The 13,773-nt window shown below is 70.1% G+C and carries 11 protein-coding genes; 7 read left to right on the plus strand and 4 right to left on the minus strand.

The window, feature by feature from the left end:
• Positions 1-5: 5 nt before the first annotated feature.
• Positions 6-2,204, minus strand: coding sequence for a glycoside hydrolase family 9 protein (locus BMY74_RS10415; protein WP_218159592.1), 2,199 nt, complete (start codon positions 2,202-2,204; stop codon positions 6-8).
• Positions 2,205-2,529: 325 nt separating this feature from the next.
• Here BMY74_RS10415 and BMY74_RS10420 point away from each other — a divergent pair, with 325 nt between their 5' ends.
• Genes BMY74_RS10420 through BMY74_RS10440 form a run of 5 tightly spaced genes read left to right on the plus strand, consistent with a single transcriptional unit; the run spans position 2,530 to position 7,960 of the window.
• The gene (locus BMY74_RS10420) at positions 2,530-3,813 is read left to right on the plus strand and encodes an ABC transporter substrate-binding protein (protein WP_089913435.1); all 1,284 of its coding nucleotides are present in this window, start codon (positions 2,530-2,532) and stop codon (positions 3,811-3,813) included.
• A complete protein-coding gene (locus BMY74_RS10425; protein WP_089913438.1) occupies positions 3,813-4,790 on the plus strand; it encodes a carbohydrate ABC transporter permease in 978 nt (325 codons plus the stop codon). Before BMY74_RS10420 ends, BMY74_RS10425 begins: the two co-directional genes overlap by 1 nt.
• Entirely contained in the window at positions 4,790-5,611 is an 822-nt protein-coding gene (locus BMY74_RS10430) for a carbohydrate ABC transporter permease (RefSeq protein WP_089913441.1), read from the plus strand. The genes BMY74_RS10425 and BMY74_RS10430 overlap by 1 nt, the downstream gene beginning before the upstream one ends.
• Positions 5,608-6,930, plus strand: a complete 1,323-nt coding sequence (locus tag BMY74_RS10435) for a GH1 family beta-glucosidase (protein WP_089913443.1) — start codon at positions 5,608-5,610, stop codon at positions 6,928-6,930. Before BMY74_RS10430 ends, BMY74_RS10435 begins: the two co-directional genes overlap by 4 nt.
• Positions 6,931-6,958: 28 nt before the next feature.
• The gene (locus BMY74_RS10440) at positions 6,959-7,960 is read left to right on the plus strand and encodes a LacI family DNA-binding transcriptional regulator (protein ID WP_177229678.1); all 1,002 of its coding nucleotides are present in this window, start codon (positions 6,959-6,961) and stop codon (positions 7,958-7,960) included.
• A gap of 4 nt (positions 7,961-7,964) precedes the next feature.
• Here the strand turns inward: BMY74_RS10440 and BMY74_RS10445 are convergent, their stop codons facing one another.
• A complete protein-coding gene (locus tag BMY74_RS10445) occupies positions 7,965-8,396 on the minus strand; it encodes a DUF6069 family protein (RefSeq protein WP_089913446.1) in 432 nt (143 codons plus the stop codon).
• A 113-nt stretch (positions 8,397-8,509) separates the two neighbouring features.
• Between BMY74_RS10445 and BMY74_RS10450 the strand changes: the two genes are divergently transcribed.
• Both BMY74_RS10450 and BMY74_RS10455 read left to right on the plus strand, forming a co-directional pair.
• Positions 8,510-9,070, plus strand: coding sequence for a TetR/AcrR family transcriptional regulator (locus BMY74_RS10450; RefSeq protein WP_177229679.1), 561 nt, complete (start codon positions 8,510-8,512; stop codon positions 9,068-9,070).
• Between the two features lie 71 nt (positions 9,071-9,141).
• A complete protein-coding gene (locus tag BMY74_RS10455) occupies positions 9,142-10,425 on the plus strand; it encodes a cation:proton antiporter (RefSeq protein WP_218159593.1) in 1,284 nt (427 codons plus the stop codon).
• Between the two features lie 4 nt (positions 10,426-10,429).
• Here the strand turns inward: BMY74_RS10455 and BMY74_RS10460 are convergent, their stop codons facing one another.
• On the minus strand, positions 10,430-12,649 hold the full coding sequence (locus BMY74_RS10460) for a transglutaminase TgpA family protein (RefSeq protein WP_089913452.1): 2,220 nt from the start codon (positions 12,647-12,649) through the stop codon (positions 10,430-10,432).
• Positions 12,646-13,773 (minus strand): DUF58 domain-containing protein, encoded by a 1,128-nt coding sequence (locus BMY74_RS46085; RefSeq protein ID WP_089913455.1) that lies wholly within the window; start codon positions 13,771-13,773, stop codon positions 12,646-12,648. Before BMY74_RS46085 ends, BMY74_RS10460 begins: the two co-directional genes overlap by 4 nt.

The following is a 13,773-nucleotide window of genomic DNA, read 5'->3' on the forward strand; positions in this document are numbered from 1 at the left end:
GCGCGTCAGCGCGTGTCGGCGAACGCCGCGACCCAGGCGAGCGCGGAGTTCCAGTTGATGGCGACCTCGTTGGTGGACCAGGAACCCAGCTCGTCGATGTAGCACTTCGCGGGGGCACAGCCCGGCAGGTTCTGCTGGGCCACCGGGTCCTGCAGGCCCGAGTTCGGGCCGCCGGCGAGCGCACCGGCGGGTGGGGTGGGGAGCTTGGCGTCGACCTGGTTCGCCCAGTGCCGGTGGTGCTGGTTCCTGCTGGCCTTCTCGCCGTAGCCGCTGATGAACGACTGGTTGAGGCCGTTGCGGCCGAGCAGGTAGTCCATCGACTCCAGCACCGCGTCGCTGTACTTGCGGTTCAGCGTGGTGTCGTAGGCCATCGCCATGATCATCGACGCGGTGAGCGTGGCGCTCGTCGAACCCCAGGCGTACTGGCCGTCGGCGGGCTTGGACGGGTTCGGGTAGCCCTGCGACCTCAGGTCGTCCAGGTGGCCGTCGGCGACACCGATGACGCGGGACCGGGCGGCGAGCACGCGGTCGAGCGGGAACTTCAGCGGCAGGCGCAGGATCGTGAGGTCGGCCAGCCCGCCGGTGTCCTTCCAGGAGAACCCGGCCGAAGTCAGCTTCGTGGTGATCCTGCTCAGGTACTCGCGCTTGCCGGTCGTCGCGTAGAGCTCGGCCGCGGCCCACGAGAACTCGTCGGTGACGTTGGTGTCGTCGTAGGCGCCACCGCCCACGCTGTCCTCGTCCGGCGCGTACTTCGCCGGGGTGGCGAGGGCTGCTTTCCACGCCGTCTCGGCCGCGGCCAGGCACCTGTCGGAGAACGCGCGGTCCCAGATCTTGTAGACGCGGGCGCACTGGGCGCCGGCGGCGGCGAGGTTCAGCGTGGCGGCGGTCGACGGGGCGTGCAGGTAGCGCGGCTGCGGGTCGTTGGCCGGCAGCATCGGGTGCGCGGTCCAGGCCAGGTCGTGGATCTTGTGGTGGGCCATGCCCGCGAACGGCTTTCCGGCCGGGACCTGCATCTTGAGCAGGAACTCGACCTCCCAGCGCGCCTCGTCGAGCACGTCCGGGCGCTGGTTGCCCTGCTCCGGGATCGAGAGGAGTCCGTCGCGGATGCCCTCGATGTCGAACGTGTAGAGCGAACGCTCGTAGGTGTCCATCAGCTGCCACGCGGCCAACGCGCCGTTCACCACGTACTTGCCGTGGTCGCCCGCGTCGTACCAGCCGCCGCTCACGTCGAGCGAGTAGTCGCACTCCCCCGGCAGGCACGGCACCGAGACGTCGCCCTTGTTGGGCGCGACGCCCGCATGGCCCGCAGCGCGCGCGTAGGCGTCACCGACGTACTTCGCCTCGATCGGGATGCCGCTGCGGTTGTGGTAGAAGTACGCCAGCGAGTCCCGTCGCAGCTGGTCGTAGGGCTTGTCGGTGATGTCGAACGGGTAGCTGCCCTGGCCGCCGACGGTCAGGCTGTAACCGCTTCCAGCCTGGCGGTAGGACGAGAAGTCGGCGATGTGCACATCGTCGCGCGTCATCGCGTCGCGTCCCTTGACCTGCGTCTTCCCGCTCTTGACGACCATTCCGGCGGCGTCCTTCAGCTGCCAGTCGAGCGGAGTCGTGGAGCTGCTGACGATCGAGGCGCGCTTGGTGCCGTGCGTCGGGTACGCGTACTGGTTCGTGCGGACCGGTGAGCCGTAGTCCCAGCCGCCGCCGGGCGGGATGATGCCGCCGGTCAGCGACACGTCGTCGAGGCACAGCGTGTAGGGCTCCGCGGACGCGCCGCCGGCCTGGATCGCGACCTGACCGCCGGTGCGGGTGGCCACAGTGGACGTACCGGTGAACTCGAACGACCTGGGAGCACTGGTGAGCGCGGCCGGCCTGTTCAGCACGGTGGTGTTCGGCGCGACGCCGAGAGCGACCGCCGCCCGCACCGTGACGTCCCGGGAGGCGGTCGCGGTGAAGCGCAGCGTGTACGGCTGGCCGGCCTCGAGCGGGATGTCGTTCTGGCCGATCATCGCGGTCCAGGGGTTCGCCGTGCCGCCGGGGATCTGCGCGCACAGCTTGCCGTCCGCCACTGCGGAAGGAGCGATTCCACTGCTCCACCAAGGCGTTTTCACGCTGTCGAACTTGCCGTTGAGCACGCGTTCGTAGGGCTCGGCCGCGGTCGCGGGCGTCGCGAGCACGGCGAGCAGCACGAGCGGAAGGCCGGTTGCCACCAGCCGGTTCTTCACGGACATACCGGGGGCCTCTCGAGGTCGACTGTCTCCCGGCGCGACCGCAGCGTCGGAGCGAATGTTCACCCACCCGACCCCAGGTGTCAACGACCCCGCTTCATCGAAATGTGACCGGGACTACCTCTTCCCATCCCGATGAACTCGTGGTTACAGTCCTGTAAGCGCTCACAGTTTCTCCCGATCCGGACGAGCGCACACCGGCACAAGCCGCAGCGTCGCAGCAGGTGAACGGTGTTCCAGGGGCCGCTGAAGCGATCACTTTCGTGTGTTAGCGCTTGCGGACCATCCGCCGACTGGAGGTTCTTCGATGGGTGTTCGAACAAGGCGCGCCCTGCTCGCCACAACTCTGCTGGGCTCGCTGGTGGCCGTGTCCGCGTGCGGTGGCGGTGCCGCCGGCTCGGCGTCCGGGGACGTCACGCTGGTCGTCAAGACGTTCAGCCAGTTCGGCTACGACGAGCTGTACCGGGAGTACGAGGCGAGCCACCCCGGCATCAAGATCAAGGAGGAGAACATCGGCAAGCTCGGCGACTACACGCCGAAGCTCCAGCAGTGGCTCGCCACCGGCAAGGGCGCGGGCGACGTCGTGGCGATCGAGGAGGGCATCCTCTCGCAGTTCATGGCGAAGCCCGACCAGTTCGTGAACCTGCTCGACCACGGCGCCAAGGACCTCTCGGCCGGCTTCCTGCCGTGGAAGTGGCAGCAGGCGTCCACATCGGACGGCAGCAAGGTGATCGGCCTCGGCACGGACGTCGGCGCGCAGGGCATGTGCTACCGCAAGGACCTGTTCGAGGCGGCAGGCCTGCCGACCGACCGCGAGGAGGTCGGCGAGCTCTGGCCCACCTGGGAGAAGTACCTGGAGACCGGTAAGAGGTTCAAGGCGAAGAAGCCCGACGTCGGCTTCTACGACTCGACCGGCAGCGTCTACCTGAACATGCTGATGCAGTCCGGTGACCACACCTACTACGACGCCACGAACAAGCTCGTCATCGACTCGAACACCGCGGTCAGGGACACGTGGAACAAGTCGGTCGAGATGGTCGAGGCCGGCCTGTCCGCCGGCATCGAGCAGTGGAGTCCACAGTGGAACGCGGGCTTCAAGAACGGCACTTTCGCCACGATCCCCTGCCCGTCCTGGATGCTCGGCACGATCGAGAAGCAGGCCGGACCGGAGAACAAGGGCAGGTGGGACGTCACCCGCGTGCCCGGCAACGGCGCCGTGCGCGGCGGTTCGTTCCTCGCGGTGCCGACGCAGAGCACGCACCAGAAGGAAGCGGCCGAGCTTGTCAAGTTCCTGACCAGCGCGAAGGGCCAGACCGCCGCGTTCAAGGCGAAGAACAACTTCCCGTCGTCCCCGCAGGCCATCGACGACCCGGTCGTGCAGGACTTCAAGAACCCGTACTTCAACGACGCGCCCGTCGGGAAGATCTTCGGGGAGAGCGTCAAGGCCCTGAAGCCCGTCTACCTCGGCCCGGACAACAACGCCATCGGCGACCGCGTCGGCAACGCGCTGCTCGCCGTGGAGCAGGGCAAGCTCCAGCCCGACGAGGCCTGGGCCAAGGCCGTCGACGACGCGAAGCGCCTCGCCAAGTGATGGAGGCGGATCTGAGGCCGAGGCCGGTCGCGAGCACCGCGGCCGCCGGGAGCACACCACCACCCCGGCGGCCGCGGTCCGGGTGGCGCGACCGGATCTCGCGCGTCGAGGTCAGGTGGTCCCCGTACCTGTTCATCGTGCCGTTCTTCGTGATCTTCGCGGTGTTCGGCCTGTTCCCGCTGGTGTACACGGCCTACGTGTCGCTGCACGACTGGACCATCACCGGCGCGGGCGAGTTCGTCGGCCTCGACAACTACGTCACGCTGTTCGGCGACCCGGACTTCTGGAACTCGGTCTACAACACCCTGGGCATGCTCGTGCTCGCCACCGTGCCGCAGCTGCTGATGGCACTGGTGCTCGCGAGCCTGCTCAACCAGAGGCTGCGCGGGGTCACGTTCCTGCGTATGGGCGTGCTGCTGCCGATCGTCACCTCCGTCGCCGCCGTCGGCATCGTGTTCAGCCAGGTCTTCGACCGCGACGCCGGCATGGTGAACGGCCTGCTGGGCCTGGTGAACGTCGACGCGGTCGACTGGCGAGCCGACAAGTGGTCGTCGTGGAGCGCGATCGCCACGATGGTCAACTGGCGGTGGACCGGTTACAACGCCTTGATCTACCTCGCGGCGATGCAGGCGATCCCCCGCGACCTCTACGAGGCGGCCACCGTGGACGGTGCGGGCAAGGTCCGGCAGTTCTGGAGCATCACCGTCCCGAACATCCGGCCCGCCATCGTCTTCACCGTCATCATGTCCACCATCGCGGGCATGCAGCTCTTCACCGAGCCGCTGATCTTCGGCCAGGGAAGCTTCGCGATCTCCGGCGGCAGCCTGCGCCAGTTCCAGACGGTGTCGATGTACATGTTCGAGAAGGCGTTCCGGGACTTCGACTACGGCTACGGCTCGGCCGTCGCGTGGATGATCTTCCTGCTGATCACGGTGCTCGGCGTCGTCAACTTCCTGATCACGCGGAGGTCCCGCTGATGCGCAAGACCCAGCCTCTGCTGCACGCCACGCTCCTCGTGGGCATCGCGCTGTCGGCGTTCCCGCTCTACTGGCTCTTCGTCGTCGCCACCCGGTCCAACGACGTCGTCGGCGACTGGCCGCCACCGCTCGCGCCCGGCCCGAACCTCTGGGACAACGTCGGCAGGCTGTTCGCCGCCGAGGACGCGAACTTCCTGCTGGGCATGTGGAACTCGCTGCTGACCTCGGCGGTCGTCACCGTGTCCGTCGTGTTCTTCTCGTCGCTGGCCGGGTTCGCGTTCGCCAAGCTGAAGTTCCGCGGCCGCAACGGACTGCTGCTCGTCATCCTCGCCACCATGATGATCCCCGTGCAGATGGGCATCATCCCGCTGTACATGATCATGGTCGAGCTGGGCTGGCAGAACCGGATGGAAGCGATCATCGTGCCGGCGCTGGTGTCCGCGTTCGGCGTGTTCCTCATGCGCCAGTACGCCGAGCAGGCCGTGCCGGACGAGCTGATCGAGGCCGCGCGCATCGACGGCTGCAGCACGTTCCGGATCTTCTGGTCGATCGTGCTGCCCGCGTTGCGCCCCGGTGCCGCAGTGCTCGCGCTGACCACGTTCATGGGCACCTGGAACGAGTTCCTCTGGCCGTTGGCGGTGCTCGAAGCCGACAACCCGACCGTGCAGTTCTCGCTGTCCCAGCTCTCCACCACCTACTACACCGACTACACGCTCATGTTCACCGGAGCGCTGGTCGCCACCGTTCCGCTGCTGCTCGTGTTCCTCGCGTTCGGTCGCCAGATCATCGGCGGCATCATGGAAGGGGCGGTCAAGGCATGACGACGTTCGAACCGGATTTCCTCTGGGGCGCGGCCACTTCCAGCTACCAGATCGAGGGCGCCGCGACCGAGGACGGCCGCGGACCGTCCATCTGGGACACCTTCTGCGCGACGCCGGGCAAGGTCGACAACGGCGACACCGGCGCCATCGCCGTCGACCACTACCACCGCTACCCCGAGGACGTCGCGATCATGCGGTCGCTCGGGCTCGGCGCGTACCGGTTCTCGATCGCCTGGCCACGGGTGCAGCCGCTCGGCTCCGGCGCCGTCAACCGGCGCGGCCTCGACTTCTACTCCCGGCTCGTGGACACGCTGCTGGACAACGGGATCCAGCCGTGGCCGACGCTCTACCACTGGGACCTCCCGCAACCGCTGGAGGACGCCGGCGGGTGGCCGGAACGCGACACCGCGCTGCGGTTCGCCGAGTACGCGCAGATCACGCACGAGGCGCTGTCCGATCGAGTGACGCACTGGACAACGCTGAACGAACCGTGGTGCTCCGCGTTCCTCGGGTACGCCACCGGACGGCACGCGCCCGGCCGCCAGGACCCGGCCGCGTCGATCCGCGCGACCCACCACTTGTTGCTCGCCCACGGACTCGCGGCACGGGCTGTGCCGGGCTCACGGGTCGGCGTCACGCTGAACCTGTCCCCCGTCACGCCGGGCTCGTCGTCCGCGGAGGACCTCGACGCGGCCCGCCGCATCGACGGCCTGCAGAACCGGCTCTTCCTGGACCCGGTGCTGTTGGCCGAGTACCCGGACGACGTGGTGCGCGACCTGAAACACGTGACGGACTTCGGTTTCGTGCAGGAGGACGACCTCAAGACCATCGCCGCGCCGATCGACTTCCTCGGCGTGAACTACTACTCCCCCATGCTCGTCGGCCACGGCACGGAACCTCGCCCGTCGGCTTACGTCGGCTCGGAGCACGTCGTGCACCTCGACGGCGGCCGGGCGCGCACGTCCATCGGCTGGGAGATCGACGCCCGCGGCCTGCTCGACCTGCTGGTGCGACTGGAACGCGACCACCCCGCGATCCCGTTGTACGTCACCGAGAACGGTGCCGCGTTCGACGACGAGGTGCACGACGCCGGCCGGGTCGCGTACCTGGACGGGCACGTGCGGGCGTGCGCGGAGGCCGTCTCGCGCGGAGTTCCGTTGAAGGGCTACTTCGCCTGGTCGTTGCTGGACAACTTCGAGTGGTCCTTCGGCTACGCCCAGCGGTTCGGGCTCGTGCACGTCGACCACTCCACCCAGCGGCGCACGCTCAAGGACAGCGCCCGCTGGTACGCCGACGTGATCCGGCGGGGCGGCCTGTGAGCGCTTACAACGTTGATAGGCTGCGTTCATGACCACGCGACCGCCCACCCTGGAGGAGGTGGCGCAGCGTGCCGGTGTCTCGACGGGCACGGTGTCGCGCGTCATCAACAACGCCCGCCACGTCAGCGACAAGTCGCGCCGCGCGGTGGAGAAGGCCATCTCGGAGCTCGGGTACGTGCCGAACACCGCGGCCCGCTCCCTCGCGACCCAGCGGCGCGGCGCGGTCGTGCTCGCGATCTCGAGCGACGACCCGGCGTTGTTCGCGAACCTCTTCTTCGCCGAGGTGATCACCGGCGTCAACGCGGTGCTCGAGGAGACGGACCTGCAGCTGATGCTGGTCCTCGCCGCCTCCGAACGGGGCCGCGCCCGGTTCGCGAAGATCCTCCAGTCGCGCAGCGCCGACGGCGTGATGCTGCTGGCGCTCAAGGAGAACGACCCGCTGTCCAAGATGGCCGAGGAGAGCGGCCTCCCGACCGTCCACGGCGGCCGCTCCCTCGACCGCACGCCCCAGTGGTACGTGGACGCGGACAACCGGGGCGGTGCCCGCGCGGCCGTGGAGCACCTGATCGCCGCGGGCCGCCACAACATCGCCACGATCACCGGCGAACTGGACACCCACGCGGGTCACGGCCGGTTCATGGGCTACCGCGAGGCGATGGTGCTCGCGGGCCTGAGCGACCAGCGGGTGGCGCACGGCGACTTCAGCGAGGCCAGCGGCGCGGCCGGGATGAAGCTCCTGCTGGACGACCACCCGGACCTGGACGCGGTGTTCGTGGCGTCCGACGCGATGGCCATCGGTGCGCTGGACGTGTTGCGGGAGAACGGGAAGCGCGTCCCGGAGGACGTGGCGGTCGTCGGGTTCAACGACGTCGTCACCGCGCGGAACACGCAACCCGCGCTGACCACGGTCCGCCAGCCGATCGAGGCGATGGGCCGCGAGATGACGCGGATGCTCGTCCGGCTGCTGAACGGGGAGCAGCCGACGTCGCTGATCCTGCCGACGGACCTGGTGCTGCGCGCCTCGACCTGAGGCGTCACTTGGCGCCGAGAGGCAACACGCGCGCGAGCGTGGGCACGGCGGCCGCGGCCACGACGACGTGCATGAGGATCAACGCGATCGAGTTCACGATCGACGCGCCGCCCGCGAGGATGCCCAGGTCCGGGATCCACGAGACCACGACGACCGCGGGCACCAGCACGCGCAGCAGCTTCCGCGGGTTCGCGGCGAAGCGGCGCACGAGGTACCAGCCGAGCGTGCCGAGCAGGATCCCGATCACCGTGGCGGGCGCGTACTCGGCCAGGGCGAGGCCCATGCGTTCGGTGCCTTCGGGGATGAACGTGCCCGCGACCAGCGCGATCAGCGCGTTGACCGCGATCGAGACCACCGCCGCGCCGAGCAGGCCGACGACGGCCTCACCGGTGGTCGGCGCGAGAACGGAGCGAGCGGGGAGGCTGGTGTCGGCCATGGGCCCTGTCCTTAGGTAGGCTAATTGCAAGCGGTCACTTGCAATTACGGTAGCCACTCCGGTCTCCTGAATGCAAGTGCCTACTTGCATTGATGGCCGATCGAGGAGGACGCGTGGCAGGTCGGGTGGCCGACGAGGCGGTGTTCGACGCGGTGTTGGCCGTGATCGCCGAGCAGGGGTACGAACGCGCGACCACCCGCGCGATAGCCGACGCCGCCGGCATCAACGAGGCGACGCTGTTCCGGCGGTTCACCTCGAAGGAGAACCTGCTGCGCCAGGCCGTGCGCAGCAACTTCGTCGGGTTCGCGCTAGACCTCGACGCGCCGGGCGACGACGTGGCCGCCGACCTGATCACGATCGTGGGCTACTACGCCCGGCTCTACGAGACGCGCGGCGGCGTCGTGCTCACGCTGATGCGGGAGGCGAAGTTCAGCCCGGAGGTGGCGGCGGTGCTGGCCGAGCCCGAGAAGCTGCTGGAGAAGGTGGACGAGGTCATCCTGCACCACCAACGTCGGGGCGCCCTCGTCGTGGAACCGCCCCGGCACACGTTCTTCGCGCTGATCGGCCCGCTGATGATGCGGTCCTTCGCCCGGCGGGTCGACCGGCTCGCCACGCAGGCACCCGCCGACCCGGAAGCCGTGGTGAGGCGGTTCCTGAACGGTCACCGACCCTAGTTTGTCGTTCACCCGGACGGGTACCTGGTCGAGAGTTCAACCAGTTCAACCAGTTCGACGGAAGGCCGAGGGTGGAACCAGGACCCCTGCTCTACGCCGGAGCGGGCCTGGCGACGCTGGCCGCCGCGCTCCTGCCCCGCCTGCTCTCCAAGGCGCCGATCTCCATGCCGATGGTGTTCCTCGGCGCGGGCGCGCTGACGTTCACGGTCGTCGACCCGCTGCCCGACCCCGACCCCGTCGCGCACAGCGGCGTGCTGCTGCACCTGACCGAGATCTGCGTGATCATCTCGCTGATGGGCGCGGGCCTCGCGCTGAACCGCCAGGTCAGCCTGCACGGCTGGGCCAGCACGTGGCGGCTGCTCGCGATCACCATGCCGCTCTCGATGGTCGCCGTCGCGGTGCTCGGGTGGAGCGTGCTGGGGCTCGGCATAGCGGCGTCCGTGCTGCTCGCGGCCGCGTTGGCGCCCACTGATCCCGTGCTGGCGAGCGAGGTGCAGGTCGCCGAACCCGCCGAGAACCCCGAGTCCGACGAGGACGAGGCGCGGTTCGCGCTCACCTCGGAGGCGGGGCTCAACGACGGGCTCGCGTTCCCGTTCACCTACGCCGCCATCGCGATCAGCATCGCCGGGGTGGCGCCGTCGGGGTGGCTCGGGCACTGGCTCGCGGTGGACGTGCTGTGGCGGCTCGCGTCCGCGCTCGCCATCGGGCTGCTGATCGGGTGGGCGCTGGGCAAGCTGTTCTTCTCGGCACCGTCGGAGAAGTTCCGGCTGGCCGAGCACGCGGAGGGCTTCGTGGCCCTCGCGGCGACGTTCCTCGCCTACGGGATCACCGAACTCGTCGAGGGGTACGGGTTCATCGCGGTCTTCGTGTGCGCGTGCGCGATCCGGTCCGGCGAACGCCGCCACGGTTATCACCGGGTCCTGCACCAGTACGTCGAGCAGATCGAACGCATGCTCACCGTGGTGATCGTGTTCCTGCTCGGCGGCGCCGCGGCCACCGGCCTGCTGGCGGGCGTGAGCTGGCAGCAGATCGCCGTCGCCGCGGTGGTGCTGCTGGTCGTGCGGCCGCTGGCGGGGTGGATCGGGCTGCTGCGCGGCAGCACCGGCCCCCGCGAACGGAAGGTCATCGCCTTCTTCGGCGTGCGCGGCGTCGGGTCGCTGTTCTACCTGGTCTACGCACTGCAGCACGGCGAGTTCGCCGAGCAGAACGCGCTGTGGCAGACCATCGGCCTCGTCGTGATCGGCTCGATCCTGCTGCACGGACTCTCCGCGTCGCCCGTCATGTGGCTGCTCGACCGCAAGCGCGAGCGGAAGGCGGAGGCGCAGCACGACGACGCCTCGCACACCCACGTCTGAGCGGTCACCGCACCGGCAGGAACGTGCGGACGTCGACCCGCGCGAGCCACCGCCGCCAGCGCGGCACCGCGGACCGCATGCGACCCCTGGCCTCCCGCACCGCCGCCCAGTACGCGTCCACGGCGGCCTGGTCCGGGGTGCCGGGGCCGAACACGTGGTCGTCCGCGTGCACGGCCAGACCGTGGATCCCGAACGGTGCCAGCAGGGTCGCCTCCTGCCGCCTGGTCAGGCCCTTCGGCACCTTCGCGCCCAGGTCGCGGGCGTGGTCGACCAGCTCGCGCCAGCCGGTGGCCAGCCTCGTCGCGGTACTGCCCCTCGTGCGGCGGCGATGACGCCGCACGGCCTTGCCGCCGACGATCAGCGCGACCACCGCGACGACCGGTGCCAGCACCGCGGCGACGTCGAGCAACAGCTCCACCAGCCAGGCCGGGAGCCACGGCCCGCCGAGTTCGCCCGAGCCCACCCCGGACGCGTCGGTGCGGCTCGCGTCGACCAGCGAGCTGGGCATCTTCACCGTGTTCGGCGGCGGGACGACCGACGCGTCGGTGTTCTCGATCTCCTGCGGCGGCTGGTGGTCCGGCCGCTTCGAGCGGTCCGGCATGTACTCGGTGTTCGGGATGGCCGCCCAGGTGCCGTCGGCCAGGTGGATCTCCACCCACGCCTGGACGTTCTCGCCGCGCACCACACCGCCCGCCGGAACGGCGCCCAGCACCACGCGGGCCGGCATGCCCAGTTCGTTGGCCACCAACGCGAACGCGGCGGCGTACTGCTCGTCGTTGCCCGCCGGCCGTTTGGAGTTGAAGAACGCCGTGAGCCTGCCGGTGCTGTGACCGGGCAGGTACTCCGTCTCGCCGGGGCCGCCGTCGGTGTAGGCGCCGTTGTCGCGCAGGTACGTGGCGGCCGCGCGCAGTCGTTCGGCCAGCGTCGTCGCGCCGCCGGTCCACTGGGAGATCTTGCTGCGCACGAACGCCAGTTCGCCGGTGCGGACCGTCGGCGGGCCGAACGGCTGGGCGTCGTCCGGGATGCCCGGCGCGGCGAGGACCGTGCGCACCGAATAGGTGTCACCTTCGCGCAGGCGGTCGGCGACGATGCCGGACGCCGTCGCGAGGTTGTAGCGCAGGTTCTCGGTGTGGCCGTCCTTGCGCTCGCCGGTGAACGCGATCTCCGTGGCGTGACCCGCGGTCGGCAGCCACGCGCTGAGCTCGTCGGCGGTGGCGTAGGCGGCCTCGATCCTGATCGTCACGTCGGCCGCGGCACCGGTGCTCCGGACCGGGATGCGCACGCCGATGCGCTGGAAGTTGTTGCGCTGCAACGGGTCCGTCGCACCGGCCGGGTCGTTGGTGGCGCCCCAGACCCGTCCGTCGTAGCCGTCGAGCGTGGCGATGCGGACGCGTTCGCCCTCCGGAAGGCCCTGCACGGTGAACAGGGTCTGGTCCCAGAGCTGGTTGGCGTCCTTGGTGTGCTTGCGGAAGCCCACCAGCGGGCTCGCGTAGGCGCCGACCTCGAACGGCGGCTCCACGTAGTTGCGCAGCACCAGGCGGTGCGCGCTGCCGGTGCCCGGCAGGACGGGGGCGGCCACGAACGCCAGCCCGGCCGCGACGCCCACCAGTGCGACGGCGGTGAGCGTTCGCCTGACACCGCCCGCACGTGCTCCGGTGCGGTGACGGCCCGCGCGGACGGACAGCCAGCCCGTGGCGACCGCCGCGAACACCGCGCCCAGCACGCCCGCGGCCTCGCCGGTGCCCAGCAGGATGACCGCGGCCAGCACGGCCAGCGGCGCGCCGATCGGGGCGGCGCTCAGCGACACCCGGCGAGCCAGCGTGAAGCCGCCCGCGCCGCAGAGCAGGCCGAGGATGTACGGCAGCACCAGCAGCGGACCGGTGCCGTCGACCGGCGGGAGCGTGGTGAGCAGCTGCTTCCAGCCGTGCACGCTGAGGGAGGCGAGCCCGGCCAGCGTGTCCGGCGTCGGCACGGCCTTCATCGCCACCACACCGCCGAGCAGGAAGAACACGGCGACCGTCATCGCCGCGACGGCGATCATCGGCCGGCGCAACGCCGACGCGACGTGTCCGGCGAGCACGCCGAGCGCCAGTCCGGTGGCGCCGACCAGCAGGAAGCCCCAGCCGGTGTAGGTGGTGCGGAAACCCAGCAGCGCCACGACGAACAGCGCGCTGAGGAAGGCTGCGTCGACGAGGTCGTCACGGCGGGGCACGAGTCCGGTCACTGCAGGGTTCCTCCCGACAACAGCGCGGGCAGGTCGTTCAGCTGCCGCAGCGTGAGCACGGAGAACGCGGTGCTCGCCGCCCGCCTGGTGTGCGCGGACGGGTCCACCCGCAGCACGACCTTGCGCACCTCGGGCGGGAACGCGGCCGCCGCCACGCGCAGGTCCGCGTAGCTGTGCTGCGCGCTCGTGATCAGCACGACGAGGGTGGCGTCCGGCGCCGCGGCCACCGCACGGGTCGCGGCCTCGGCCAGCACCGGACCGCCCTGTTCGGCGCGGGCGAACACGTCCAGCACGTGCTGCGCCCTTCCCTTGCCGCAGACGTGCCCGGCCGCGACGACGGTGGTGTCGATCTCGTCTGCCGCCGCACGCTTCACGACGGAAGCACCCGCGGACAGGGCGGTTTCGAAGACTTGATCGTCCGAATAGGACTGCCCGTCGACCACGACGACGAGGTGCGCCCGGCGTGAGTCGAGGTACTGCCGCACCAGGAACCGCCCGTCCTGAGCGAGCTTCGCCGTGGAGCGCCAGTGGATGTGGCGGCGGTCGTCGCCCGGCACGTACTCGCGCAGCGCGTGGAACGCCAGGTCGCTCATCGAGATGTCGTCGGTGGTGCGGCCTTCCATGTCCCGCAGCAACCCGGTGCCGAGCGGCTCCAGCGGCACCGTCAGCGGGTGCACGAACACCTCGACGACCTCGGTCATCGGCACGGTCCTGCGCAGCAGCCCGAGCGGATCACCCCGGACCGTCGTGGCGGGCCCGACCGCGATCACCCCGCGCCGAAGGCCGGTGATCTCGACCTCCCGGCCGCGGTCGAACACCTCGACCCGGTCCCTGCCGATCGGCAACTCGACCTCGGGCGCGAACAACGACCGCCGTCCCTGGTGCTCGACCTCGACGAGGCACCTCGTGGAGTCATCGGGTTGCAGGCGGCGTCGGGTGATCTCGACGGCGACGCGCACCGACCCGTGCCCCAGGGTCATCGCGCTGGCCAGCACCAGCAACAGCACCCCGGTCACACCGAGCAGCACCAGTTCGTCCCACCCGAGCACCGCACCGAGGCCCCACGCCGCCACGGAGGCCACGGCGAGCAGCCGGCCGGACGGCGAGACGGTCTCGAGCCCCAT

It is taken from the genome of Lentzea albida, assembly GCF_900111005.1.
Classification (GTDB): Bacteria; Actinomycetota; Actinomycetes; order Mycobacteriales; family Pseudonocardiaceae; genus Lentzea; species Lentzea albida.